The sequence below is a fragment of the Uliginosibacterium gangwonense DSM 18521 genome (assembly GCF_000373965.1).
In the GTDB taxonomy this organism is placed as follows: Bacteria; Pseudomonadota; Gammaproteobacteria; order Burkholderiales; family Rhodocyclaceae; genus Uliginosibacterium; species Uliginosibacterium gangwonense.
Genome location: NZ_KB892834.1, coordinates 141,686 through 166,107 on the forward strand (window position 1 = coordinate 141,686; position 24,422 = coordinate 166,107).

Annotated in this window: 21 protein-coding genes; 13 read left to right on the forward strand and 8 right to left on the reverse strand. The window is 60.0% G+C overall.

Going from position 1 to position 24,422, the window contains the following annotated elements:
* The first annotated feature begins 2 nt into the window (after nucleotides 1–2).
* Genes B145_RS0100660 through cobT form a run of 11 tightly spaced genes read left to right on the forward strand, consistent with a single transcriptional unit; the run spans nucleotide 3 to nucleotide 10,163 of the window.
* On the forward strand, nucleotides 3–1,283 hold the full coding sequence (locus B145_RS0100660) for a cobyrinic acid a,c-diamide synthase CobB (protein ID WP_018604452.1): 1,281 nt from the start codon (nucleotides 3–5) through the stop codon (nucleotides 1,281–1,283).
* A complete protein-coding gene (gene cbiB / locus B145_RS0100665; protein ID WP_018604453.1) occupies nucleotides 1,280–2,182 on the forward strand; it encodes an adenosylcobinamide-phosphate synthase CbiB in 903 nt (300 codons plus the stop codon). The genes B145_RS0100660 and cbiB overlap by 4 nt, the downstream gene beginning before the upstream one ends.
* Nucleotides 2,182–2,850, forward strand: coding sequence for an HAD family hydrolase (locus B145_RS23895; protein WP_018604454.1), 669 nt, complete (start codon nucleotides 2,182–2,184; stop codon nucleotides 2,848–2,850). Before cbiB ends, B145_RS23895 begins: the two co-directional genes overlap by 1 nt.
* Nucleotides 2,837–3,841: a threonine-phosphate decarboxylase CobD gene (gene cobD, locus B145_RS0100675; protein ID WP_033405933.1), complete on the forward strand. Its 1,005-nt coding sequence runs from the start codon at nucleotides 2,837–2,839 to the stop codon at nucleotides 3,839–3,841. The genes B145_RS23895 and cobD overlap by 14 nt, the downstream gene beginning before the upstream one ends.
* Complete coding sequence (locus tag B145_RS0100680; protein WP_018604456.1) at nucleotides 3,838–5,307, forward strand: cobyric acid synthase; 1,470 nt, start codon at nucleotides 3,838–3,840, stop codon at nucleotides 5,305–5,307. The genes cobD and B145_RS0100680 overlap by 4 nt, the downstream gene beginning before the upstream one ends.
* Nucleotides 5,304–6,275 carry a FecCD family ABC transporter permease gene (locus tag B145_RS0100685; RefSeq protein WP_018604457.1) on the forward strand — a complete coding sequence of 324 codons (972 nt, stop codon included), beginning with the start codon at nucleotides 5,304–5,306 and terminating at the stop codon, nucleotides 6,273–6,275. Before B145_RS0100680 ends, B145_RS0100685 begins: the two co-directional genes overlap by 4 nt.
* Entirely contained in the window at nucleotides 6,272–7,066 is a 795-nt protein-coding gene (locus tag B145_RS23900; RefSeq protein ID WP_018604458.1) for an ABC transporter ATP-binding protein, read from the forward strand. The genes B145_RS0100685 and B145_RS23900 overlap by 4 nt, the downstream gene beginning before the upstream one ends.
* Nucleotides 7,063–7,962 (forward strand): cobalamin-binding protein, encoded by a 900-nt coding sequence (locus B145_RS0100695; protein WP_018604459.1) that lies wholly within the window; start codon nucleotides 7,063–7,065, stop codon nucleotides 7,960–7,962. Before B145_RS23900 ends, B145_RS0100695 begins: the two co-directional genes overlap by 4 nt.
* Entirely contained in the window at nucleotides 7,959–8,474 is a 516-nt protein-coding gene (gene cobU, locus B145_RS0100700) for a bifunctional adenosylcobinamide kinase/adenosylcobinamide-phosphate guanylyltransferase (RefSeq protein WP_018604460.1), read from the forward strand. Before B145_RS0100695 ends, cobU begins: the two co-directional genes overlap by 4 nt.
* Nucleotides 8,474–9,085, forward strand: a complete 612-nt coding sequence (locus B145_RS0100705) for a transglutaminase-like domain-containing protein (protein ID WP_211209728.1) — start codon at nucleotides 8,474–8,476, stop codon at nucleotides 9,083–9,085. Before cobU ends, B145_RS0100705 begins: the two co-directional genes overlap by 1 nt.
* A gap of 28 nt (nucleotides 9,086–9,113) precedes the next feature.
* Complete coding sequence (gene cobT, locus B145_RS0100710) at nucleotides 9,114–10,163, forward strand: nicotinate-nucleotide--dimethylbenzimidazole phosphoribosyltransferase (protein WP_026258691.1); 1,050 nt, start codon at nucleotides 9,114–9,116, stop codon at nucleotides 10,161–10,163.
* A 7-nt stretch (nucleotides 10,164–10,170) separates the two neighbouring features.
* On the opposite strand, the gene B145_RS0100715 is transcribed toward cobT, so the two are convergent.
* From B145_RS0100715 to B145_RS23910, 8 genes are all read right to left on the reverse strand, one after another.
* On the reverse strand, nucleotides 10,171–10,593 hold the full coding sequence (locus B145_RS0100715) for a hemerythrin domain-containing protein (RefSeq protein ID WP_157288213.1): 423 nt from the start codon (nucleotides 10,591–10,593) through the stop codon (nucleotides 10,171–10,173).
* Between the two features lie 146 nt (nucleotides 10,594–10,739).
* Nucleotides 10,740–11,162: a hemerythrin domain-containing protein gene (locus B145_RS27100; protein ID WP_018604464.1), complete on the reverse strand. Its 423-nt coding sequence runs from the start codon at nucleotides 11,160–11,162 to the stop codon at nucleotides 10,740–10,742.
* Between the two features lie 319 nt (nucleotides 11,163–11,481).
* Complete coding sequence (locus B145_RS0100725; protein ID WP_245541808.1) at nucleotides 11,482–12,261, reverse strand: YfaP family protein; 780 nt, start codon at nucleotides 12,259–12,261, stop codon at nucleotides 11,482–11,484.
* Nucleotides 12,262–12,292: 31 nt separating this feature from the next.
* Complete coding sequence (locus tag B145_RS0100730; RefSeq protein WP_018604466.1) at nucleotides 12,293–13,075, reverse strand: YfaP family protein; 783 nt, start codon at nucleotides 13,073–13,075, stop codon at nucleotides 12,293–12,295.
* On the reverse strand, nucleotides 13,075–14,793 hold the full coding sequence (locus tag B145_RS0100735; RefSeq protein WP_018604467.1) for a DUF2300 domain-containing protein: 1,719 nt from the start codon (nucleotides 14,791–14,793) through the stop codon (nucleotides 13,075–13,077). Before B145_RS0100735 ends, B145_RS0100730 begins: the two co-directional genes overlap by 1 nt.
* Nucleotides 14,772–19,400 carry an alpha-2-macroglobulin family protein gene (locus B145_RS0100740; RefSeq protein ID WP_026258693.1) on the reverse strand — a complete coding sequence of 1,543 codons (4,629 nt, stop codon included), beginning with the start codon at nucleotides 19,398–19,400 and terminating at the stop codon, nucleotides 14,772–14,774. The genes B145_RS0100735 and B145_RS0100740 overlap by 22 nt, the downstream gene beginning before the upstream one ends.
* Nucleotides 19,319–19,975 (reverse strand): DUF1175 family protein, encoded by a 657-nt coding sequence (locus B145_RS0100745; protein WP_157288245.1) that lies wholly within the window; start codon nucleotides 19,973–19,975, stop codon nucleotides 19,319–19,321. The genes B145_RS0100740 and B145_RS0100745 overlap by 82 nt, the downstream gene beginning before the upstream one ends.
* Nucleotides 19,976–19,983: 8 nt before the next feature.
* Nucleotides 19,984–21,741: a DUF2138 family protein gene (locus B145_RS23910; RefSeq protein ID WP_018604472.1), complete on the reverse strand. Its 1,758-nt coding sequence runs from the start codon at nucleotides 21,739–21,741 to the stop codon at nucleotides 19,984–19,986.
* Nucleotides 21,742–22,034: 293 nt separating this feature from the next.
* Between B145_RS23910 and B145_RS0100755 the strand changes: the two genes are divergently transcribed.
* Nucleotides 22,035–23,159, forward strand: a complete 1,125-nt coding sequence (locus B145_RS0100755; protein WP_026258694.1) for a branched-chain amino acid ABC transporter substrate-binding protein — start codon at nucleotides 22,035–22,037, stop codon at nucleotides 23,157–23,159.
* 320 nt (nucleotides 23,160–23,479) lie between these two features.
* Nucleotides 23,480–24,412, forward strand: coding sequence for a branched-chain amino acid ABC transporter permease (locus tag B145_RS0100760; RefSeq protein WP_026258695.1), 933 nt, complete (start codon nucleotides 23,480–23,482; stop codon nucleotides 24,410–24,412).
* The last annotated feature ends 10 nt before the right edge of the window (nucleotides 24,413–24,422 follow it).

Here is a 24,422-nt window from a genome sequence, read left to right on the forward strand (position 1 = left end):
GCATGAAACACTGCCGCGCCGCCCTGATTGCCGCGCCCGCCTCCGGCCAGGGCAAAACCACTGTCACTGCCGCCCTGGCCCGGCAGGCCCGCGCACGGGGTGAGCGCGTGCGGGTGTTCAAGACCGGGCCGGATTTCCTCGACCCCATGATCCACGCCCAGGCCAGTGGTGCGCCCTGCTATCAGCTCGACCTGTTCATGGGCGGCGAGGCGCATTGCCGCGATCTGCTCGCCCAAGCTGCGCAGGAGGCGGACCTGATCCTGGTCGAAGGGGTGATGGGGCTGTTCGATGGCAAGCCATCAAGCGCCGATCTCGCCCGCGCTTTTGGCCTCCCTGTGCTGGCGGTGATTGATGGCTCGTCCATGGCGCAGACCTTCGGGGCCATCGCCCACGGCTTGGCCACATTCCAGCCGGATCTGCAATTTGCCGGTGTCATTGCCAACCGCGTTGGCAGCGAGCGCCATGCAGGTATGCTGTTTGAATCCATGCCTGCAAGCATCCCAGGGTTAGGCTGGTTGCCACGCGATGGCGAGATCACCTTGCCGGAACGCCATCTGGGGCTGCTCCCTGCAGGCGAGCTTGATGACCTGGATCAGCGCCTGGACTTGGCTGCAACCCGTTTGCATATGAATATGGCGGCGTGGGCCCCGCTCACGCTATCCGCACCAACAAACGCATCGCCTCCACAATCGCTGGCGGGGCAGCGCATTGCGATTGCCCGCGATGAGGCGTTTTGCTTCATCTACCCCGCCAATCTGGATTGTCTGCGCCACCTGGGGGCAGAACTGCATTTCTTCTCCCCACTGCACGACGACAAGCTGCCCGATTGCGATGCCATCTGGCTACCCGGCGGCTACCCGGAGCTACATGCCGAACACATATCTACCAACCATACAATGCACCAGGCGCTCGCCGCACACTACCGTGCAGGCACGCCCATGCTGGCAGAATGTGGCGGCATGATGAGCCTGTTTGAAAGCATCACCACGGTGGATCAACATCAACACGCGGGTTTTGGCCTACTCCCCGGCAACAGCCAGATGCAGTCCCGCCTGGCTGCCTTGGGGCTGCAAGGCATCCCCCTGCCTGAAGGCACCCTGCGCGGGCACAGCTTCCACTACTCCCGCAGCCAAACCCCACTGACGCCGATTGCATATGGCAGCAATCCAAACGGTGGGGCCACCGCAGAACCGGTTTATCGCAGCAAGCGCCTGACGGCAAGCTACATCCATTTCTATTTCCCCTCCAACCCTGCCGCCACGGCAGCCCTGTTCGGCTCATGACGATCACCCTCTCCCTGCTCCTTGGCATCATCGCTGATCGCCTGTTTGGCGAGTTACCCCGCTGGCATCCGCTTGTAGGTTTCGGCCACTGTGCGCAATGGCTGGAACAGCGCCTGAACCTGGGCAACAAACGCCATCTGCGTGGCATACTGGGCTGGTGCCTGCTGGTATTGCCGCCTACTCTGATTGCAGCGGGCTTGAGCAAAATATTCCCTGGCTGGGTGGTTGCAGGCATGGCGCTCTACCTCGCGCTGGGTGCTCGCGCCTTGCAAGAGCATGGCATGGCAGTGGCCGTGCCACTGGCACAAGGGGATCTCGCCACCGCGCGGCATCGCGTATCCTACCTAGTCAGCCGGGAAACGGAAGACATGGATGAGGAAGCCATCGCCCGCGCCACAGTGGAATCCGTACTGGAAAACGGTAACGATGCCATTTTTGGCGCCATCTTCTGGTGCGTGGTGGCAGGCGCACCGGGTGTCATATTGTTTCGGCTCGCCAATACACTGGACGCGATGTGGGGTTATCGAAACGAGCGCTTCAATCATTTCGGCTGGGCTGCTGCGCGAATCGACGATGTGCTCAACTTCATCCCTGCCCGCCTGACTGCGTTGAGCTATGCAATCCTTGGTCAGACACGCGTGGCGCTGCGCAGCTGGCATCATCAGGCACCGCTGTGGTCCAGCCCGAACGCAGGCCCGGTCATGGCCGCCGGAGCAGGCAGCCTGGGGGTAAGGCTGGGGGGTGCCGCTACCTACGAAGGCGAAGTGGAACAACGCCCCACGCTGGGCGCTGGCGCTGCCGCAAGTGCGGAAGATATTCCCCGTGCATCCATCCTGATTCTGCGCAGCATGCTGCTTTGGGTGGTGGTCATCAGCGTGGTCGAATCCTTGAGTCTATAATGTCGATAACATCACCCCAGCCCGCCATCCTGTTTGATCTGGACGAGACCCTGGTTGATCGCTGCGGTGGTCTGCGGCGCTTTGCCCACCGCCTCTGGCAGGCACGAAAACCCGATATGGACAAGCAGGCCTTTGTGTCTCTTTTCATCGAAATCGATGAGAAAGGCCACACCCCGCGCCCGGAATTCTTTGCGCGTTTCTGTGCCCAAGCGCTTCCTGATGAAGTGCCGGAAGCCTTGTCAGCCTATTTCTATTCCACCGCATGGCACGAATCCTCGCTGTTTCCCGATGCAGAAATGTGTTTGCGCACGCTACGTGAACGGGGCTACCGCATCGGAATTGTCAGCAATGGCACCACGGGAACGCAGAACACCAAAATCAAGTGTTCAGTATTGCCAGAGCTGGTGGACAGCATCGTGATCTCGGAAACAGTTGGGTATGAAAAGCCTGATCCGCGCATTTATCAACATGCGCTCTCCGAGCTGGGCGCTGAGACCCAAAGCACTTGGTTTATAGGCGACAACCCCGAGGCTGACGTACTCGGAGCCCATGCATCAGGCATCACGCCCATCTGGATCGAACGGCATTTGGCTTGGCCGGATCATGCTCCGCGATCCTATTCTGCCCGCATCAGCAGCTTGAGTGAGGTGCTTGATGTATTGCCGTAACCCCCCTCCACCTCAACACGGTGGCAGACTCCGTGCGACGGCGCATGACTTCCGCATCCCACTCCAACATTGGCTGGATCTTTCCACCGGCATCAACCCGCTTGGATGGCCCGTGCCCACCGTTCCAGATGAGGTCTGGCAGCGCCTGCCCGAAGAAGACGATGGGCTGCGCATGGCCACGCTGGCTTACTTTGGCGGGGCAACAATTCTGCCCGTAGCTGGCTCACAGGCGGCCATCCAGGGCCTGCCCCAACTCATGCCACCGAGGCGTGTTGCCATCCTCTCGCCCTGTTATGCCGAACACGAGTACGGCTGGCGCAGTGCAGGTCATCAGGTTGACGCCATCGATTACGTCGAGGCCGCGCAAGCCGCCAAGCATTACGATGTGCTGGTACTGACCAATCCGAACAACCCTAGCGGACGCGTGACGGAGCGCAGCACGCTACTCGAATGGCATCATCACTTGAATGCACGAGGGGGGCTGTTGCTTGTGGATGAGGCGTTTATCGATGCGGATTCAACCCACAGCCTGATTGCCGATGCTCATCAGCCGGGGCTCGTCGTGCTGCGTTCGTTGGGCAAATTCTTTGGTTTGGCGGGGGTGCGCTGTGGTTTTGTGGCAGCGGAACCGGCACTCTTGGAAGCGTTGGCAGCCCAGCTCGGGCCGTGGGCGGTGAGTCACCCGGCACGCTGGGTTGCCCAGCGCGCGCTGGCTGATCGCGCATGGCAGGCCCATGCCACCACGCAATTGCATGAGGCCAGCGAACGTCTTGCCACCTTGCTCGCCCGCTATGGTCTGCCCAGCCAGAGTGGTTGCGCCTTTTTCCGTTGGGTGCGCCATGCTGCACCGGATGCCTTATTCCAGGCCTTTGCCAGACAAGCCATTCTGGTGCGCCATTTCCCTGAACATGGTGGCCTGCGCTTCGGTCTGCCGAAAACCGAAGCGGACTGGCAAAAACTGGAAGGTGTGCTGCAAGAGGTGATGGGATGAGCAGCGCACACACGCTCATGGTGCAAGGCTGTACCTCGGATGCGGGCAAAAGCACGCTGGTTGCAGCCATTTGCCGCTGGCTCACACGCAATCCCATTCGCGTAGCGCCATTCAAGCCCCAAAATATGGCCCTGAATGCAGCGGTAACGGCTGATGGCGGCGAGATTGGCCGCGCCCAAGCCGCGCAGGCCGCAGCCTGCCGGATTGAGCCTACCACCGACATGAACCCGGTGCTGCTCAAACCAAACACCGACGTTGGCGCACAAGTCATTATCCAGGGCCATGCCATCGGCAATATGAACGCTTTGGATTACCATGCCTACAAGACCACCGCCCGTCATGCAGTGTTGGAATCATTCGGACGCTTGTGCGCAGGCTATGATGCCGTAATTATCGAGGGGGCTGGCTCACCTGCCGAAATCAACCTGCGCGCCAACGATATCGCCAATATGGGCTTTGCCGAAGCGGTTGATTGCCCGGTGATTCTGGTGGCCGATATCGACCGTGGCGGCGTTTTCGCCCATCTGGTCGGCACCCTGGAGTTACTCAGTGAGAGTGAGCGGCAGCGCATAAAAGGTTTTGTGATCAACCGTTTCCGTGGCGATATCGCCTTATTGGAGAGCGGTTTGCACTGGTTGGAGGCACGTACCGGCAAACCGGTATTGGGGGTGCTGCCCTATCTGCATGGCCTGCATCTGGAAGCTGAAGACGCCATTGCGCGGGACATGCAATCAGCATCTAAAGAAGGGCAGCGCCTACGGGTGATCGTCCCGGTCACTCCGCGCATTTCAAACCACACCGATTTTGATGCCCTCCGGCTGCATCCGCAGGTGGATTTCCACTTTGTCGGCCCGGACGAGACGATTCCCACGGCTGACCTCATCATTCTGCCCGGTTCAAAATCGGTACGCGACGATCTGGCATTTCTGCACAGGCAGGGCTGGGCGGACGCGATATCCCGCCATCTGCGCTATGGGGGAAAGCTGATCGGCATATGCGGTGGCTTCCAGATGCTGGGGCAGCAGATCAACGACCCATACGGACTTGAAGGCACGCCCGGCAACATGCCTGGGCTCGGCTATCTGGCTATGCAGACTGAGCTTGCCCAGGAAAAACAGCTCCGCAACGCACACGGCACATTGACCTTGGGCAGTGCCGCTGTCCGGGGTTACGAGATTCATGCGGGCGTGAGCCGTGGCCCGGCGCTGGAACGCCCCGTCGTGCAACTGGATTATGGCCCAGATGGCGCGATCTCGCCCGATGGACAAGTGCTTGGATGCTACCTGCATGGCATTTTCGACACGCCTGCTGCCTGCGATGCACTGCTCGCCTGGGCAGGTCTGCGCGAAGTCAAATCCCCTGACATTGCAGCCCTGCGCGAAGCCAGCATCGAGCGACTTGCGGATACTATTGCACAGTATATGGATACTGACAAACTCATGGCCATTCTGGAGCGGCGGGTATGACACTGAAGCCGCCGCCACTGACACTGGCTATCCTGGTCACTGCCCTGGGCGTGCCCCTGGCCTTTGCGCTGGGCCTGCTCTCGGGCTCCTCAGGTTGGGGCTGGCCTGCTCACGATATATTCTGGTTGATCCGCCTGCCACGTGTGCTGGCGGCCTTTGGCACCGGCGCAGCCTTGGCACTGGCCGGGGCGTTGATTCAACTGGTCACCCGCAATCCACTAGGCGATCCGCATATCCTTGGCGTCACCAGTGGCGCGTCGGTCGGCGCCCTGCTGCTGATGCTACTGGCCTCCGGCATGGTTCTGGCACCCGAGTTGGGGGCCGTGGCGGGTGCCCTGGCTGCCATGACATTGGTGTTCGCCCTGTCCTGGCGCAGCATGGGGCGCGGGCTTTCGCCCAGCGCCCAACCGGGCACGGTGGTCGTTCTGTTGGTCGGGGTGATGATCGGCGCCGCCTGTAGCGCGGCAGTGTCCTTCATGCTCACCGTAGCCAATGACACGCAATTGCGCAATATCGTCTTCTGGCTGCTTGGCGATCTGAATGGCGCCTCGCTGTGGTGGCCGGTATGGCTCGCCTGTATCGTCGCCTTCATGCTGAGTTGGCCGCGCTCGCAGGAGCTGGACTGGATTGCCCGTGGGGACGCCTGGGCCTGGACGCTGGGCGTGCCGGTGGCACGGCGGCGGCGCATGGCGATCTTTGCGGCCTGCCTTGCCACCGGCACGGCGGTTGCCACCGCTGGCAGCATTGGATTTGTCGGGCTGGTTGCCCCGCACATCGTGCGCCTCACCGGGCTGCGCCATGCGCGCATGCTGTTGCCATTTTCCGCGCTATTTGGCGGCGTTTTTCTCGTTCTGGCCGACACGGCAGCACGCACACTGGTGGCGCCGACCCAGTTGCCAGTGGGGGTGATTTCCGCCTGCGTGGGCGTGCCCCTGTTCCTGATGCTCTTGTTGCGGAGAAAAGGATGAATCCCGCCTACCCCCTGCAACTCGATCAACTCCGCCTGCATGCAGGCGGCAAACCCGATGGCCGCATATTGATTGCTGAGCTAAGCCTGACGATGCAGGCGGGTGAGCGTTGGGTGTTGCTCGGCCCGAACGGAGCAGGCAAATCCACCCTGTTGCTGGCAGTTGCCGGTCTGCTCCAGCCCAATGCAGGCAACATACGATTGGACGGGCGCAAACTCGCCGACTGGCGAGCCGAAGAACTCGCCCGCCAACGCGCATGGTGTCCGCAATTCTGGCTTGATCCTTTCCCGGTCACCGCGTGGGAAACCGTAGCCTGTGCGCTACTTGCAACCCACCCCGAGCAAGCCGCCTCCGCAGTGGAAGCCCAGGCCCGCCAGTGGTTGAAAGAGTTTGACGTTGGCATGCTGGCCGATCGTGACGTGCGAACCACCTCCGGTGGGGAACGCCAGCGCGTGGCCCTGGCTACCGCCTGTGCCCAAGGCGCGCCACTGCTGTTGCTGGACGAACCGGTATCGCACCTCGATTGGTCACACCAATCCTTATTACAGGCTCGGTTGAAGCGCTGGAGCCAGCAAGGCGGCTTGGTGCTGACGGCGATTCACGACCTGAATCTGGCCTGGACACTTGCGACCCATGCGCTACTGCTCGATGGCAAAGGTGACACGTTGCATGGACCCAAGGAGCAAGTCTTGCAGGCTGAAGCGCTCAGCGCGGCCTACGGTGTGCCAGTGCATATCCGTGAAGAAGACCATACCCGCTGGTTCCGTATCGAACTGGAGCAGACAACATGAAAACAGCATTTTTACTGGCGGCACTATTTTTCAGTGCCATCTGTCAGGCAGCGCCCATTGTGGTCAATGATGACGCAGGCCACCGTATCAGCCTGCCTGCTCCCGCGAAGCGGGTAATCTCCCTGGCGCCCAGCCTCACAGAAATGCTCTACGAGGCAGGCGGTGGTGACACACTGGTCGGAGCCGTGGAATACAGCGATTACCCGCCTGCCGCGCTCAAACTGCCACGCATTGGCAGCAATCAAAAGTTGGATCTGGAGCAGATTGCTGCGCTCAAGCCCGACCTGATTCTGGTCTGGTTCCATGGCAACGCTACCAATGAGGTCGAGCGACTCAATGCTCTTGGGATTCCCTTGTTTTATGTGGAGCCGCATGGCATAGCAGACATTCCATCTGCGCTGCAGCGCCTGGGGCAACTGGTTGGTAGCGACAAGATTGCGCAAGAGGCTGCTACACGATTCCAGGCACGCCATGCCCGGCTAAAGGCGAGCTATGCTCATCGCACACCAGTACGGGTGTTTTACCAGATCGCAGAAAAGCCTTTGCTGACCATCAACAATCAGCAGATCATCTCAGACGCCATTCGCCTGTGCGGTGGCATCAATGTATTCGGCAAGGAAAGCGCACTGGTACCACAGATCTCCACTGAGAGCGTGGTCGCAGACAACCCGGATGTCATCTTGACCGCCCGCTGGGGCGGGCATGGCGAAACGGCCGTACCCGCCATGCAGGAACCCAGCCTACAAGGCTGGCTGAAATTCACCGCTATGAATGCAGTCAAGCACCGGCAACTGTGGTTGATCCCTGGTGACCAGATCAGCCGCCACGGCCCGCGTATCCTTGATGGTGCCCAGGCGGTATGCACGGCACTGGATCAGGCAAGGGGGCAGAAGTGAGTCGCCATCTGGTCATCGGCGGTGCGCGCTCGGGCAAGAGCCGGTTTGCACAGGCCATGGCAGAGGCGCATGCCGGAGACATTGAGCTCATCGTGACCGCTGAAATCTGGGATGCCGAGATGGCGGAGCGCATCGCCAAACACCGAGCCGAACGCCCCGCCCACTGGCATGTTACCGAAGCACCACTGGCACTACCAGAGGCTATTTCCAATTTATGTCAATCAGGTAGTTTTGTACTGGTTGATTGCCTGACCCTGTGGCTTTCCAATATCCTCTGTACCCAGCCAGATCGTTTGCCGGACCAGCTTGAGCGCCTGTATACCGCCATTGAAGCGGCGCAGGGTACGCTGGTCATGGTTTCCAATGAAGTGGGTTGGAGCATTGTGCCGGAAAACAAACTGGCCCGTTTGTTCCGCGATGAGCAAGGACGCTTGAATCAAGGTATTGCGACACGCTGCGAGCAGGTTACCTTGGTGGCGGCGGGCTTACCGCTTCAGCTCAAGGGGGCGTGATGAAACTCGTCATGCAGCATGAACTTCAGGCTTATTTGCTGCCAGACCCGGTGATTGATTTCACCCATCCAACTATTCAGGCCAAGGCGCAGGAATTGCGCCAATACGGCTCAAGCCCGGAAAAGCTTGCCAAAGCCTGCTTCGAATTTGTACGTGACCAAATCGCCCATAGTTGGGACGCACGCCAAGGTCCGCTCACCCTTAGGGCTTCAGAAGTATTGACTACTGGATTTGGCTATTGTTATGCCAAAAGCCATTTGCTGGCCGCCTTGCTACGTGCCAATGGCATTCACGCTGGCTTGTGTTACCAACGCTTTGCCGTTGGCGAACATGGCGCGCCTTATTGCCTGCATGGTCTCAATGCCATATTGCTGCCTAATTTCGGCTGGTATCGTGTAGATGCCCGTGGCAACAAGGCAGGCATTGATGCACGTTTTGCTCCACCCACGGAATACTTGGCCTTTGCGCTACAAGACGCAGCCGAGCGCGATTTTCCGGCCATTTACGCCCATCCGCTACCGATTATTGTTGAAGCCTTGTCGCACCATGCAGATATATTCTCCTTGCATGACAATCTGCCGGACATGGCTGAAATGCCCATTGATCCTTAATCTGATTTTCCATCGTACCGAAACCATCATGACTATTCCTGCTCTGTCCCGCGAACTTGCCACCGCCCTTCAGCAACGCATCGACTCCCGTACCAAGCCTTTGGGTAGCCTGGGGCGGCTGGAATCCATCGCCTTGCAAGTCGGCCTGATCCAACAGACGATTACCCCACAGATCAATGCTCCTCGCATTGCAGTATTCGCGGGGGATCATGGCGCTGCCAAGGCGGGGGTTGGGGCCTATCCGCAGGAAGTCACCACGCAGATGGTGCAGAATTTTCTGGCTGGTGGTGCTTCCATCAATGTATTGGCGCGTCAGGCATCACTTGATCTGGTAGTCGTCGATACCGGCGTGGCTAGCGATATACCGTGCGCAGCAAATTCCGACGTGGATTACGTGGTGGCCAAGCAAGCTTACGGCACCGCCAATTACATTGAAGAAGCCGCCATGAGCATTGCCCAGCGTGATGCGGCAATTACCCAGGGCAAGGCACTTGTAGCTCAATGGCATAAATCCGGGTGTAATGCCATTGGCTTTGGCGAGATGGGGATCGGCAACACTTCAACAGCCAGCCTGTTGACTCACTTCATCACCGGCACACCGCTTGATGAGGTAATCGGCCGTGGTGCGGGACTCGACGATCAGGGGCTGGCCCGCAAGCGTAGCTTGCTGGCACAGGCCGCTCGCCGCGTGGCAGGGCGCAAGCTTTCGGCCCTGGATGCATTGGCTGAATTTGGTGGCTTTGAGGTCGCCACGATGGTTGGCGCCTTTCTAGGGGCCGCCGAAGCACGCATGCTGATCGTGGTGGATGGCTTCATCGTGACCAGCGCGCTCTTGGTGGCGCATGCAATGGAGCCTGCGGTACTCGATTACTGCATCTTTGCCCATGGTAGTGCGGAACCTGGGCATCGGGCCCAGCTCAAGCATCTGCGGGCAGAGCCTCTGCTTGAGTTGGGCATGCGCCTGGGTGAAGGCACGGGGGCGGCTACTGCCTTCCCCCTGATTCGCGCTGCACTGGCCTGTATGAATGAAATGGCTGGCTTTGCCGACGCGGGGGTCAGCGAAGCCAGCCAGGCTTGACGCTGCGTTAGCCCACAGCAGGAATCCCTGGCCCGGCGGCATGCCGTTTTTGCAGCATGCACAGCGCCAGGGCTGCGTCGTAGGTTGCAAAATGGCGGTCAAACAAGGCAAACAGTTCTGTGCCGAGCTTGCGCCCGGCCCCTGCCTTACCAGCTCTGAGTTCATCGCGGGCATTGATCAGCATGGCGTGGATCGCCGCGTGATCGCGCAGGTGGCGCTCCGAGAGCGGCATGGCCGAATCATCCATCCAGGCCTTTTCCTGCATGAAATGTTCTTCGCAGTGCAGCAAAAGTTGTTCGAGACACAGTGGCTCGTCGGCATCTGCCGCCAAGGCCAGACGCCGGATCAAACGTATAGACACTTGGTGAGCATCGTCCATTGCACCCGCCAGTAGAGCGTGGCGTGTGAAATCCCATTCCATTTGCATCATCAGCCTCCATCTTATAGCGTGGCACGAAACCACTTTTGAAATATGGTTTTATACCAACAGCTTAAGTTGTGAAGCCAACTCGCCCATTCGGGTGCAGTTATTTTGGGTTAACGCCTAGCGGAATTCCGTGCTGCATTGCAGCAATATTAGCCTACTGCAGCAATGCCGACACACTTGGGCTGCGAGGTTTGCTGCATCTGGAACGCGAGTGCGGCATCCAGCGTGGTGGAATGGCGTTCAAACCAACGCGCCAGGGTTTCCGTCAGCTCACGCCCGCTGCCAGCCTTCCCTCCCCGGAGGTCTTCATGAGCCTGGCGCAGCAGCGCCATGACTTCGTCATGGTCACGCAGATGCTTTTCCGGGTTAGGCAGGGAAAATAGCTGCATCCATCGGGCCTCTTGTGCGAAATGATCTTCGCAGTGGGCTTGTAATCGGTTCAGGTGATGGAGTTCTTCCTGATCACTGGCCTCTGCCAGTTGATTGATCAGCACTACAAATTCACGATGTGCGCCATCCATTGCGCCAGCCTGCAATGCGTGGCGGCTGTTTTGCCAAACTAGTTTACTCATGATTATCTCCATCTGGGTTTATGGGTGCCAGAGCAAGGCTGGCATAAGGCTTTTTGCCCCTTATTTCCCTACAGCGTAGCAGGCCTTTGCGGGCCAGACTACGCCTTTAGATAGAGTTTTTTGTAGAAAATACGCAGGCACAATGAGGTTTTGTGACAAACCATCCTCAGCGCACATGCGGCACCGCAACATCACGCCTCTATGAATTAGGCATAAACCATGAAGATACGGATATTGCCAATATCATGCAGTGCAGCAACACCCCTCTGTTGTGCACCAAAAATCGGCGCATGGGAATACCCTGATGCCCTCCCGTACTCTAGGGATATTGGAAGGCTTTTACCAAGGTGAGGTCACCAGGTTTGCGCATGGGGACGCGGAAAACCTGTTGTTTTTCACGGGGAGTCCCTTCGTCGGTAATGATGGCGACCTGGGCCACGGTAATGTCTTCGTGGCGCGCGCCCTCTTCTTCCCCATAGAAACCCGCACCGAAATAATTCACGTAGACCAGATAGGTGCCGTGCTGTTGGGATGGGCTGGCAATGATCTCCGGCCCGTAGCCCCCTGTCACGTCAACGTCCAGCGCAGTGCCGTCCCTGGCCTCACGTGCACCATAGAATACGTGTTCGCCTGAGGGGGTTACCAGGTGCAGGTCCAGGTCGGTGCCATCGCTATCCCATGAGAGCACGACCCGCACATGTGGGCGGTTACGGCCCGCATAGCTCTCGTAGCTTTGCACCCGGCGACGCTCGCCATTGGGGCCGCGCACTTCAACGCTGTTGCTGCCCGAAGGGAAGGCGTAAGGACGGGCGAAGTGGCCGTCGTCCTCAATGCGCTGCGGCATGGCCACCCCATTGACCACCAAGGTGGCTGGCGGCGATTTTTTGGGCGCATTGGCGATGTGCCCGCTGATGATACTGGCGTAGGCACGGGCGTTGCGCACATTGACCTTGACTGCCGGGTAGGTCACGGTTTGCATGAAGGCGGCGTCTTCATTGGCGCTGTTGTGCCAGCCGCCAATCGGGGCATCGAGACTGACATTGCCAGCCTGCGCACCAGCCGTAGCCAGCAACAGAAGTAGAGGGAGGAGCTTGTGCATGGGCATTCTCGCTTGAATCCTGCTGTTTCAATTACATGCGCATGGTACGCGCAAGCACCAGATCGCCAATCTTGCGCAAAGGCACCACAAAGGTTTCACGTTTCTCATTCGGGGTGTTCTCGTAACTCACGAATGTAACCACGCAGGTGATGAGCTGTTGTTCATGGGCATCGGGCTCAAAGTTGTAACCCCCTGCGTTAAAGTTGCCCCAATAGTTGATATAGAACAGCCAGGTGCCCGGCATGGGTGCCACGGTCGAGAAAATCTCCGGCCCGGCACCATCGACGCTATCCACATCCAGCCCGCCAGTCTTCATGAGCGGTTGTGCCCAGAAGGCGTGTTCGCCTGCGGGGCTGATCACATGCATGTCGACCTCGGCGCTGGGGTCATCCCAAGACAGAATGACGCGCAGCTTGGCGTGGGGCTTGGAATAATCCGTCTCATAGAACTGGAGGCGACGGCGTTCGCGGCCATCCGGGCTACGGATCTCCACGCTGTTGGACCCTGGCCCGAATGCCCAGGGGCGCGAGAAACGCCCTTGTTCGTCGGTATAAAGCGGCATGGCCGAACCATTGACGATCAATGTGTGAGGCTGTCGGCTTTTGCCCGCAGCCTTGATCTTGCCTTCGATCATGGTGCGAAAGCGCTGGGCGCCCCGGTCCACCGGTGGTTTGGGGTACGCAGCCGAATAGCGTCCTGCATCGTCTGCGAGCTTGCCACTGCGCCAGCCGCCCTGGGGGCCATCCAGCACGATCTCGGCGTGGGCCAGCAGGTGCCAGCCACACAGGCAGAGCAGGAGGAAATAGCGAATCATCAATGCACCTCCATAATCAGTTGCCGCGCCAGCCGTTCGACCAAGACTTCGTCGTAGGCACGCGGGTGCCCCTCGAACGCCAGATGCAGGTATTCATGTGCCAGGGCGATGCGGTCTTCCTGGCTGGCCCAGCCGCGTACATGCAGGCGGTGCCTGTCGGTATCGGCAAAGGGACGTTCAGCGCCGGTCAGGCAAATCGTAGGCAGCGTTTCCGGCTCGACATAACCTTCTTCACGCTCCAGACGATTGCGCCAACGCGGCACGTTGTCTTTCAACCAGCGCTGGGCCTGGGTTGCCACCACGCAGTCATTTTCCTGGCGGGAAGCAATCCCCCCGAGGCTGGCCGCCGGAAAAGCCTGCGCCAGAATGCGCTCAAAGCCCAGGCCCTGCTCGGCCTGCTCACGCGCACGCCGCCATGAGAGAATCCCTGGCGCATCCCGATCTGTGTGGTAGCGGACAGGTGCCCCACGCAAAACAAGGTCGGTGCTCCAATCCGCAATCTGTCTGGCCGCACGCCCTGGTGGACGTGGCCCGACACGCTGAGTCGCGCTGCTGTCGCGGATCACATAACACCCGGCACGACGTTCGGCCTGCTGGACCAGATAACTGCGGGCTGCGACAGCCAGCGCCTGCGCTGCGGCCTGGGGTTGCGAGCTGCCCTCACGCTCCACCACGCGTGCAACATAGTCGTTCAAACCCAGACGCCCGCGTACAACCCACGCCCCCTGCTCGCGTACCAGACGCAATTCGCCGTGAGCGCTGAAAGGCAGGCTGGTGCCTTTGGTGAAGACGGCGAGAAAGTCGCCTTCCAGACGACCTGGCTTCGCTGGCTCGCGCCCAGGCATGCTCAGCACAGCGCTCAGCGGGTAGCGATCAAAAAAACGCACTTCAACGCAACTGGCATCATCGGGCACATGCATCTGGGTCAGATAGTCCTGCAATGCGGGGGCAGCCTTGCGCAAGACCTCAATCCCGGCACCCGTGCCGCCCAACCAGAAAGGGCGGCCATCGGCCAGCCAACCGGCAGCGCCCCCCAGATGCATGCCGGGGTGCTGCGGATCAGGCATGGTCCAAGTTTTACCGCGCAGCAAGCCACCGTAAGCTTCAATGGCGCCGCCTGCATTCGGGCGGGTCAGCACCCCCAGCAGTGTTTGTGCGGATTGTTGGCGGGCTTCTTCAGGGAAGGCATCCAGCGCGGCCAGCAGGCTATCAACCGACACGCGGGTGTCCTCACGCAGTCGGGATAATTGCTGGAGCCACTCCGGCGCACCACGCTCACGCCAGAAATTCTGCCAGGACTGGGTCTTCAAGCTCAAGCGCTGCGGCTCGAAATACAAGCCGCAGGAGCGTTGCAAGGCTTCTTCCCGCCCGATGTGCCCACCGGGCTCACAGCAATACACTTCCTCGCGGTCTTTGCCATGACATTGGTAATCGCCGCTTTCCTTGCGCTGCGCAACCAGATAGCCGTATACAAACAGCTTCCACACGCTCCCCAAGGGCGCGCTTGGCATGACTACGCCATTTGCATTTTGCATACCTTGCAGATCCAGCAGGCTGAGCGTCGTCTGGCCCTGGTCACGTGTAGCAAACAGCGTATTGCCTGCTTGCGGCGCAGCCCAGGCGGATGCCCCCAGCACCAACCCGAGCAGGCCAAACACGCCAATGGCGCCACGGATAGCCGGGCGCCAAGGCAGGCTTATTCGACGACGATATTCCATCCAGCTTTGCCTTCGTTCTGGAACGCCTTGTCTGAGGGCTGATACATGCGATAGAAACGCACGGGCGGCAGGCTGAACTTGCCACGCGTACCGAAGCGCACAAGTTGACGCACCCTCACCGGTTGGTCCAAAGATTCCACCGGCACGCCATATGACAGACTACCCATCTGATATGCCAGACGCCGCAGCGGCTGATAACCGGCCTCTTCGCCTTGCAGGCCCTTGATCTGCAAACCCCAGGCAGTGGCTTCCACATCGGCCCCCGGCGGCAGCGGCACTTCCACAATGCCAAAGCGCTGGAGTCCGGATTTGGAACTCAGCTCCACCTCGTCGATATACAGCTCATCAGTTTTCAGGGCTTGCCCCTGGCGCACCGGCTCAACCTTGAATTGCAGGGTTTCACCATCCGCCACCAGACGATACAGGCGGCGCTCCACCTGCACCGGCAAACGGTGAGGCTCAGCCGCATCGACTTCGTAACGCAGGATGGCCACGGGCGAATCCTTGGCCCCTACACTGGCGGGCACTTCCTTGAGGGTCAGCGCCTCGGGCAGCTTGGCCGCTTCCCAACGCCACAGGCTGCGTCCGCTCAGCGTGGCGCGGGATTGCCAACCCTCCGGCACCATGCCGGTGGGGCGTGCAGCAGGCCCACCCATCACACTCTTCTGCAACCATACCAACGTCATGGCGCGTTCCAGGGTCGGCATGCTGGCGGACACACTTGCCAGAATGTCCCCCGCATCTACACCCTCTGGCGCCTGCCCTTGCAAAAGCAGCAGGGCGCGCACGAAAGGCGAGGTGCTGTTACGTAGCGCCGCGACGGCAGCCGCCGCTTGCGGACGGGCAGGCTGAGCGAGTTCCCGATGCAGTTGGGCCACAATCAACTCTGCCACCTGCAGACCCTGGGTGCTTTCGGGAGCAGCCATCACTAGGCTGTCGGTATCGCGCAAGCGCATGTCATGCAGCTTGGCGGCATCGATATCGGTCTCGACTCCTTGCAACAAGGTCTGCACCGGCTGGCCCATCTGGTGCATCCACCACAGCAGCAGCGCACGGCGCAGCACGGGTTCTTCCGCACCATGCTTGCTGTAGACCTGGATCAGATTTTCCCAATGCTCTGGTGGCAGTTTGATGCCCAGTGCGCGGCTGGCGTACCAGTCTGCAAAATAAGCGTAGCCAGTCAGGAAGGCCGAATCCTTGGTGCCATAGCCCCACCAGCCGAACACGGCATCCGGCCCGGCCAGCGCGATCAGACGCTGACGCTGGGTCTGCAACATCTGGCTGATTGGCTGCGAGTAGATCGTATCCGCCCCGGTGCCTTCGGGCAGGCTCTGGTATGCCAGCGTCAAGGGAATCAGACGCGAAGCGGTCTGCTCCACACACCCCCAAGGATATTCGATCAGGTCATCGGCCACCTGCATGAAGTGCTGGGCGGCCCCGCTGGCAAAGGACACCTGAAGGTTGCGCGCCCCCGCAGGCACTTGCAAAGGCGTGCTCTTGCCCTGCAAAGGAACAACCTGCTGTTGCTGTGAAGTCCAGTTGCCGGACGCCACATCCAGTTTGACCTGGAGGCGGTCAAGCACCTTGCCACCGACGGCCAGTTGCACATCCACCGCACCCGCCACCACCTGCTTGATGGGCAGATTGACGAAGTTCGGCCCCGGCGCCAGTTTGATGCTCTTGCGCTGGTCAAGCCCGCCGCCCGCCAGAATCAGCTCTGCATCCTGCGCCTGCTTGCCACGGTTGAACAGGACGAGGTCCACCACCGGCTGGTCGCTGCCACGGAAGCTGCGTGGCCCAGTCCATTTCACATAGGCAGCCTTGTCGGAGAGGACATATTGGGTCTTCTGCCCAACTACGCCATCAGCATTATTTGCACGCACCGTGATGCGCCAGCGGGTAAGCGAATCCGGCATGACAAAAGAGAATCGAACACGGCCATTGGCATCCGTGGTGAGTTTCGGTTGCCATGCTGCAGTATCCACATCATCACGACGCGGGCGCTCCAGCACCTTCACGCCACGTTCGGCATAGCGGTTGGCTGCAGGTGCGTTGCGCGAATAGTTACGTGCCATGTCGTAGGTAATGAACGACAGGCTGGCCGCAGTGCGGACATTATTGCGACGCACGTGGTAGAAGAACTCAGTGATCGGCGGCGCAATTTCCGGTTGCAGTACATAGATCATTTCATCAACTACGCTCACCACCAGTTGCGAGGGCGCACCCTTGCCATTGAGGCTGCTGGTGATGTCCACATTCACCGTTTCACCCGGCGCATACACGGCACGTTCAGGCTTGATATCCAGCGCCAGAGAAGGCTGCTCGACCACCAGACCGGCATTCGAGAAAACATAATCCGCGCCCTGCGTGTAGAGAACAGAGAAGGTGATGTTGGGCGAGAAGGTATCGCGGATCGGGATACGCACCTTCCATTGCGTGGGCGAAATCTTGCTGACCTGCGCCCAATCGGCCCCTCGGGACAGCAGCGCGTGCTGCTCGACGCTGTCGCGTTCCAGGGTCAGCAAGGCTTCCTGCACCGGCACAGGGAAGGTCACCAGGGCTTCGGCCGTATCACCCGCCTTGAAACGATCCTTGTCCAACACAATTTCCACACTACCAGGCGTGGCCTGCATGCCATTGCCCGCTACCCAGTGGCTGGTGGCCCCCAACAGGTTGCCCTTGGCATCGCGGATGCCAACGGTATAACTACCGGGTTGTGTGAGCTTGACTGGCAGATGCTTGGCACCTGCAGCAATGTCACCACCAATCTTCTCGCGGGACTCCAGCTTGATTGCTTCCCACTTGGCGGGAGGATTGCCCCCCTCGCCCAAGGACTGAAGCGCAAAATCAACCGTGTCACCCACCTGGGTGAAATGCTTGGTGCTGACAAGCTTCCAGGGGTTGGCTCCACGCTCGACCAGGAACTCGCGGGTGATCTTGACGCGATACGCAGCACCGTCGCTGGCCAGTACCGTCACGGCATAGCGACTGGGGTCGGTAGCGGGGGGCAGCTTGAGTGCGGCAACCCCGCTGCCATCGGCAACCAGTTCCTGCTGCTCAAGCTTCACCGGGAATTGTCCGGCATATTGCATCTCGCCATCGACCATGGTGATCTGCTGCGCACGCACGGACAAGGTCAGGTGGGCATTGGCCACCGGTTTGCCATCGGGATAAGTCAGGCGGATCTTGCCGGTGATCGGCTCATTGGTATGCAGATCCTCCTTGTCCATCAGGAGATTGATGTCAAAGTGCGGCTTGATGTATTCGGCCACCCGGAATGCAGCGCCGTACACATCACCGTTGTAGTTGATCTTGATGTCATACCCACCGGCAGGCGCATTGGCAGGCAGGCGGAAACGCGTATCCGTACCGCCATCACCCTTGAAGGCGAGCTTGCGGGAGAATAGCGCCGTGCCATTGGCATCGAACACATCCACATCAATCTGCGCGTCCTGCGCGGCCTTGGAGTGGCGTGCATCGGTAAACTCGCGCCCCAACACCTTGAGCATCACCTCATCGCCAGGGCGATACAGTGGACGATCGGTAAAGGCATACAGCTTGGTGTTGTAGATTTCAGAGTCGTAATAGAAGTTCTCGGAAACGAAGACCCCGCCTTTGTCATCCTGACCGATCAGGTAGGAGCGCTCGGGGCTGGAATGGCTCATCCGGGCAATCCCGTCTCGGTCGGTTTCTGCCGACGCCAGCATTCCCACCCCGTCGGTCCAGCGCAAGGTGGCGGCAGAAACCGGCTTGCCGCTGCGGCGATCCGCCGTCCACACCAGCATCTCACCGCTGGAGGTCTTGGTGATCGCCTGGGTGTTGCTCACAAAAACAAGGGTCTGGGCGCGGTGGGCGCCCACGATGCCTTCAACCAGATACAGGCCGGGCTGGAGTTTGCCCAGCGGCACCATCACGTTGCCCGCAGAAATCGGCATGAATTCGCTGCTGCTGCCGGGCAACTTGGCATCCTTGGGCGGCTGGATCGGCTGGGCCCGCATCACCGGGTAGCGGAAACTCGTTACCAGATCGAAGCCTTCCAGGGGCTTGAACGGATTGGGTTTGCCGAATTCGGGCGACACGTGCATCTGCTCGCCAAACGCAAGTTGAGGCTGGGCCTCGGTTGCAGCCTTGCGCAAGGTGAAGGAGACAATACGCTGCCAGGCCCGGCGGGATTCCTTGTACCAGCGATCCCAGATCTGGGTCAGGGTATTGGCCAGCCCCTCGCCCGCATAGCGCCCCTTGACGCTGGGGCGGTGCAGATTCTTTTGCTGTTGCAGGAATTCCAACGGCTTGGGGACACGGTAGATCACAATGTCCACGCCACCGTAGCGAGCCATCTCACCTTCCTGCGCGGCACCGGGCACCTCGACGCGCACACGGGCTGTGTCCTCGCTCCCCCAGGTTGCATCCGAGAGCAGAAAGAAAGGCTCGCCCTGAATCGGTGCATAGCCACTGGCTTCCACCGTCTGCAAACCGCCAGGGCTGGCGGTCACAGGGTTCTGTTTGGCTTGTACGCCCGTGGCGATCAGGCCGCCAAGAACGAGAACCGATAGATACCTGCAAAATTGGGATTGCCATCCAGAGGTCGCCACCGCGTATCCTTCCATTGCAAGAGATCCTTGATCGATACGGCACGCATGCCGTTATCATTTTCCGTGACAGTGCCGGTGTGGTATGCCACCCAGCCCCCCATCCACACCATCAAATGCTGGTCATCGCCCTGGTCAAAGAACAGCAGGTCGCCCGCCTGGGCCTGCGCGTAGTCTTTGCCCATGAAGCGGCTGTTATGTTGCACGAGTGCTACCGCGCTGGCATAGGCCGACATTTCACCCTTCTCGGTGAGCCAGCGGTTACGCAGCGATTGGCGCTGTGCTTCATTCAACTCGATTGGCGGAGGCAGACTCACGCCGACAAAGCCATTTTTCTGCCGCCACGCATCGTCATGCACCGAAAAGGCTTCTGTCGACGCAAAACGCACCAAACCGGCGCAATCCCGCTGTGTCCAGCGCGGGTTGGGGTGCCGCACCTGCTCCTCAACCAAGCGGACCAGCCAGGCGCGAAACCGCCTCGACTGCTCGCGCCCAAGCTGCGAACCCACCGGCGGGTCCCCGGCCTGCAAGGCGCGGGCCAGCCCCGGGCACGCCAGTGCAGCACACCCGGCCAGGAACATGCGGCGGTGCATGCTCACGCTCACTTGCCCTCGTAACGCCACACCAGCGGTTGCCACCGTAGCTCACCCGCAGGTGCCGCTGGCAATGCGGCGATCACCCCGGGGAAACGCCCCAATGCTTCGAGCTTGGGCAGCAGTTGAGCCTGGGCCACGCCGCTGAAAATGGGCTCTTCGTCCTTGGGCAATACGGCCAGGGCTTCGGTCTTGAGCAATTGGGACAGGCGGGCAGGCGTGACCCGCAGCAGGGTGCGCCCTGCATCCGGCAGACCATCGGCGGCAGCCGGATAACGCTTGGCCGCCACGGCGATCACGTCATCAATGAGCTTGGCATCCGGCGAGAAGGCCACCACGTTCCCCGTGACCGCCAGACTGACCGGGAAATAACGGGCAGCGGAAAGCTGGTCGGCAAGCTTGCCTGCGGCGGGCTTTTCCGTACCGAACGGCGAGGACACCACACGCCGTAGCGTGGTGCCATTGGCGACCTTATGGGTTTCAACCGGGAAGGAGCCACCCTCATGATTGTATTCACGCGCGCCGACCGCTGCCTGAAACACCTGCGCCAGTACGGGCGAGAGCTGGCGGGCGGTCTCTGCACTCTTGAAGCGCGCCATGAAGAGCGGCGTCGCCAAGTGGGATTTGGCATACCAGCACACCCCGGCAGGGCCATCCAACCCGGCCACCAGAGGCGCCAGATCAATCTTCTTGCTGCCGTCTGCGGCCTTGTTCATCACCTCCTGCACGGCCTTCCAGTCTGCGGGCAAGGCAAAGCAGGCGGCGGGTTGGCCGGGTAGTGACTGCCACAAGGGGGCAAAGCCGGCGTTCAAGGCTTTGCCATCGGCCAGCACCTGACTGCTCCATTCCGTGCCGTTGAACTCAAAACCCAGGGCATCCACGCCAGGGAAGAAGGACTGGTATCCAAAAGAGAGGAATTGCGCCCCCAGGGCCACACGATGCCCGTTGGCAGGCACGCCTTCAAATTTGAAACGCTTGGCAATGAAGTTGTCGCCGGGCTTGCCTTCAAGCAGGCCGATGATCTTGTTGATGCGGCCATGGTCCAGCCCGGCCAGGGTATCCGGCTCGGCCATCACCGGGGCTTGGGCATAGGGCATGCCAAAGTCGTCTGACTGGGGTTGCTGCTCGGTCTTGGGCTTTTCCGCCGATTTGCGCTCGCCAAACAGCAATTCCGCATCGGAGAGCACCACCATCCGGTCCCCGGCGGCAGCAAACAGCAGGGTGCGCGCTGAATTCAGATGCAGGGCATAGAGCGTCGTCTTGGTACCATTGATCTTGAATTCCCCAGCGATGCGTAGCTGGCTGTCACTGACTGCGGCCTTGGCAAGGCTGTCGAGTACCTGGGTGAGCGCATTGCGGCGCATGGAGAGCACCCAATAGCGCAACTTGCCATCCGGGGCACGCCACAGGGCCAGATCGGCAGGTTCATCAAGCATGCTTGCCAGAATGCGGTCGGAGATGCGCAAGTCATGCTCAAAGGCGAGACGGCGGATTGCACCATCAACAGACATGCCGGTGTCGGTATGGGCATAGTAGAAGACGAAATCCTCCGTAAGCACATCACGAAGCATGGGCACTTTGAGGATATCAGCAGGCAGGCGCGATAGATGGGCACTGGAAACCAGCGCATCCGGGCGGTCCATGTCGATATCGACCAGTTGGCTACCGCCCAGGTGGGCCCAGGGGCGCCACAGCGCCATGACAGCGGCGACGCTCCCCAACACCAGCACCACCACGACAATCGAGATTTTGGCAACGCGCGACAAGATGTCCCCCTCGAAGCATATGAACGCTGGCTGACGCCCAAAACATTATTCCAGCATAGCGCGTGAGTATAGCCGCAAGAGGTCGCCCTCTTGCTCCACCATTGGTCGGGATTGGGCTTTATGCTGGCCCGTTTATTGCTAAAACGAATCCGGCGAAAGGAAATTCCCCACAAGGGATTCCTGAATCGGACAGAGCCCATTATTCTGTTTCACGCGTCTGGTTTTTTGCCGGATGGATCAGCCTGACGCGTATCCGTATTCCACCTATTGAATGAGCGGAGACCCACTTCATGATGAAGAAGAAATTGATCGCAGTTGCGGCACTTGCCTTATCAGGCAGCCTGAGCGCAGGCTTGGCACAGGCGGATGATCTAGTCGTCAAGATTGGCCATGCTGGGCCGCTGACAGGCAATATCGCCCACCTGGGCAAGGACAACGAAAACGGTGCACGTCTGGCGCTTGAGGAATACCAGGCCAAGGGCGTGACCATCGGCGGCAAGAAGGTCAAGTTTGAACTGATCTCTGAAGACGACCAGGGAGACCCCAAAACCGGCAACATCGTCGCCCAACGTCTGGTCGACGCAGGGGTGAAGGGGGTGGTTGGGCATTTGAACTCTGGTGTGTCGATTCCGGCTTCACGCATCTACAACCAAGCCGGGATCGTGATGGTCTCGCCCTCTTCAACCAACCCGACGCTGACCCAGCAAGGCTTCCCCTTCGTGTTCCGCACGATGAGTAACGACATTCAGCAAGGCACGGTGCTTGGTAAGTTCGCCACCGCCAAGCTGGGCAAGAAGGTCGCCATCATTGACGACCGCACCGCCTATGGCCAGGGGCTGGCCGACGAGGTGGAAAAAGGGGTGAAGGCCACCGGGGGCGCCGTCTCCTCGCGTGAATTCACCACCAACCAGTCGACCGACTTCATGGCGATTCTCACCAAGGTCAAGTCGCAGAACCCAGACGTAGTGGTCTACACCGGTATGGACGCCCAGGGCGGCCCGATGCTCAAGCAGATGCGCCAGTTGGGCATTGCCGCCAAATTCATGACAGGCGACGGCGGCTGTACGCTGGACTTCATCAAGCTGGCGGGCGACGCCATGAACGACAAGGCCTACTGTTCGCAAGCCGGTCTGCCGCTGGATCAACTGACGGACAAGACCTTCCGTGAGCGTTACAAGAAGCGCTTCGGCATTGAAGTCCAAGTCTATGCACCGTATGCCTACGATGCTGCATCCGCCATCGTGGAAGCCATGAAAGCAGCCAACTCGGTTGAACCAGCCAAGTACCAGCCCTTCCTCAAGAAAGTCGCCTTCAAGGGCGCAGGTGGCAATGTGGCCTTTGATGACAAGGGCGACGTGAAGGCAGGCGCCATCACGGTGTACCAGTTCCGCGCTGGCAAGTGGGAAGCCCTGAAGTAAGTCCCGAGCGCTGACTCATCAGCTAGGGCGACGCATCCCCGGCGTCGCCCGCTCTGCGTAATCAAAATCAAACGAATCATTAATTCGTCCTGGCAGACATCGCCAAAGTCCGCACTTCAAGAGATAATGGCTGATTTACTCCGATTTCGGGGTTCATGCAGCCTTGGCTGCATGCTTATGCTGCGCTAGGCGTCGATGCCAAGTCATTGATCCTGCCGCGCCGTGGAAGTTCCATTCCGGCGCGTCTATATCTATTGGCACCAAGCGATGCGCTCGTTTTGTACAACTTACTGACTCAAGTTACGCCGACTCTGAATACTATGGAAACTCTGCTACAACAGATCGTCAATGGCTTGGTGGTGGGCAGCGTGTATGCGCTGGTCGCGCTGGGCTATACCATGGTCTACGGCATTCTCGGCCTGATCAATTTTGCCCACGGAGATGTGCTGATGGTAGGTGCGCTGGTCGCCCTGCAAGTCGCCGCCTACCTGCAAAATACCTGGCCCGGCCTTGGAACCACCGCCATCCTGCTCATCAGCCTGGGGGCTGCGGTGCCCGTCTGCATGCTGATGGGTTACACCATTGAGCGTGCCGCTTACCGCCGCCTGCGCAACGCGCCCCGGCTGGCTCCGCTGATCACCGCCATCGGGATGTCCTTCCTGCTCCAGACACTGGCGATGATCATCTGGGGGCGGGCCTACCACAGCTTCCCGCCGCTGTTCCCCACCGCCCCGCTGCAACCCATTGAAGGGGTGTTCATCACCCCGGTACAGGTGACGATCCTGGTGGCCTCAGCCGTGCTGATGGTGGCGCTGGTGCTGTTGGTCAACAAGACTTCACTGGGCCGCGCCATGCGTGCAACGGCTGAAAACCACCGCGTTGCCAGCCTGATGGGGGTGGATACCAACAAGATCATCTCCACCACTTTCATCATCGGCTCTGGCCTGGCTGCCGTGGCCGGGGTGATGATCTCCTCCAACTATGGGGTGGCGCACTACTCCATGGGCTTCATGCCGGGGCTCAAGGCCTTTACCGCTGCGGTGCTGGGCGGGATCGGCAACCTGGGCGGCGCCATGGTCGGCGGAATTGTGCTGGGTCTGGTGGAATCCATCGGTGCTGGGTATATCGAGCAACTCTCGTTTGGCCTGCTCAACTCCAGTTATCAGGACATCTTCGCTTTCGTCATCCTTGGCATCGTACTGATCTTCCGCCCCACCGGTTTGCTGGGTGAGCGGGTATCTGATCGCGCCTGATCCAGTCACG

Coding starts and splice junctions, on each gene's coding strand:
- cobD (WP_033405933.1), top strand. CDS start 2,837: ATGTATTGCCGTAACCCCCCTCCACCTCAACACGGTGGCAGACTCCGT.
- B145_RS0100715 (WP_157288213.1), bottom strand. CDS start 10,593: ATGATGCAAATGGAATGGGATTTCACACGCCACGCTCTACTGGCGGGT.
- B145_RS23900 (WP_018604458.1), top strand. CDS start 6,272: ATGAATCCCGCCTACCCCCTGCAACTCGATCAACTCCGCCTGCATGCA.
- B145_RS0100740 (WP_026258693.1), bottom strand. CDS start 19,400: ATGGAAGGATACGCGGTGGCGACCTCTGGATGGCAATCCCAATTTTGC.
- B145_RS0100685 (WP_018604457.1), top strand. CDS start 5,304: ATGACACTGAAGCCGCCGCCACTGACACTGGCTATCCTGGTCACTGCC.
- B145_RS0100735 (WP_018604467.1), bottom strand. CDS start 14,793: ATGGAATATCGTCGTCGAATAAGCCTGCCTTGGCGCCCGGCTATCCGT.
- B145_RS0100680 (WP_018604456.1), top strand. CDS start 3,838: ATGAGCAGCGCACACACGCTCATGGTGCAAGGCTGTACCTCGGATGCG.
- B145_RS0100695 (WP_018604459.1), top strand. CDS start 7,063: ATGAAAACAGCATTTTTACTGGCGGCACTATTTTTCAGTGCCATCTGT.
- B145_RS0100755 (WP_026258694.1), top strand. CDS start 22,035: ATGAAGAAGAAATTGATCGCAGTTGCGGCACTTGCCTTATCAGGCAGC.
- cobT (WP_026258691.1), top strand. CDS start 9,114: ATGACTATTCCTGCTCTGTCCCGCGAACTTGCCACCGCCCTTCAGCAA.
- B145_RS0100705 (WP_211209728.1), top strand. CDS start 8,474: ATGAAACTCGTCATGCAGCATGAACTTCAGGCTTATTTGCTGCCAGAC.
- B145_RS27100 (WP_018604464.1), bottom strand. CDS start 11,162: ATGAGTAAACTAGTTTGGCAAAACAGCCGCCACGCATTGCAGGCTGGC.
- B145_RS0100745 (WP_157288245.1), bottom strand. CDS start 19,975: ATGCACCGCCGCATGTTCCTGGCCGGGTGTGCTGCACTGGCGTGCCCG.
- B145_RS0100760 (WP_026258695.1), top strand. CDS start 23,480: ATGGAAACTCTGCTACAACAGATCGTCAATGGCTTGGTGGTGGGCAGC.
- B145_RS23895 (WP_018604454.1), top strand. CDS start 2,182: ATGTCGATAACATCACCCCAGCCCGCCATCCTGTTTGATCTGGACGAG.
- B145_RS0100725 (WP_245541808.1), bottom strand. CDS start 12,261: ATGCACAAGCTCCTCCCTCTACTTCTGTTGCTGGCTACGGCTGGTGCG.
- cbiB (WP_018604453.1), top strand. CDS start 1,280: ATGACGATCACCCTCTCCCTGCTCCTTGGCATCATCGCTGATCGCCTG.
- B145_RS0100730 (WP_018604466.1), bottom strand. CDS start 13,075: ATGATTCGCTATTTCCTCCTGCTCTGCCTGTGTGGCTGGCACCTGCTG.
- B145_RS0100660 (WP_018604452.1), top strand. CDS start 3: ATGAAACACTGCCGCGCCGCCCTGATTGCCGCGCCCGCCTCCGGCCAG.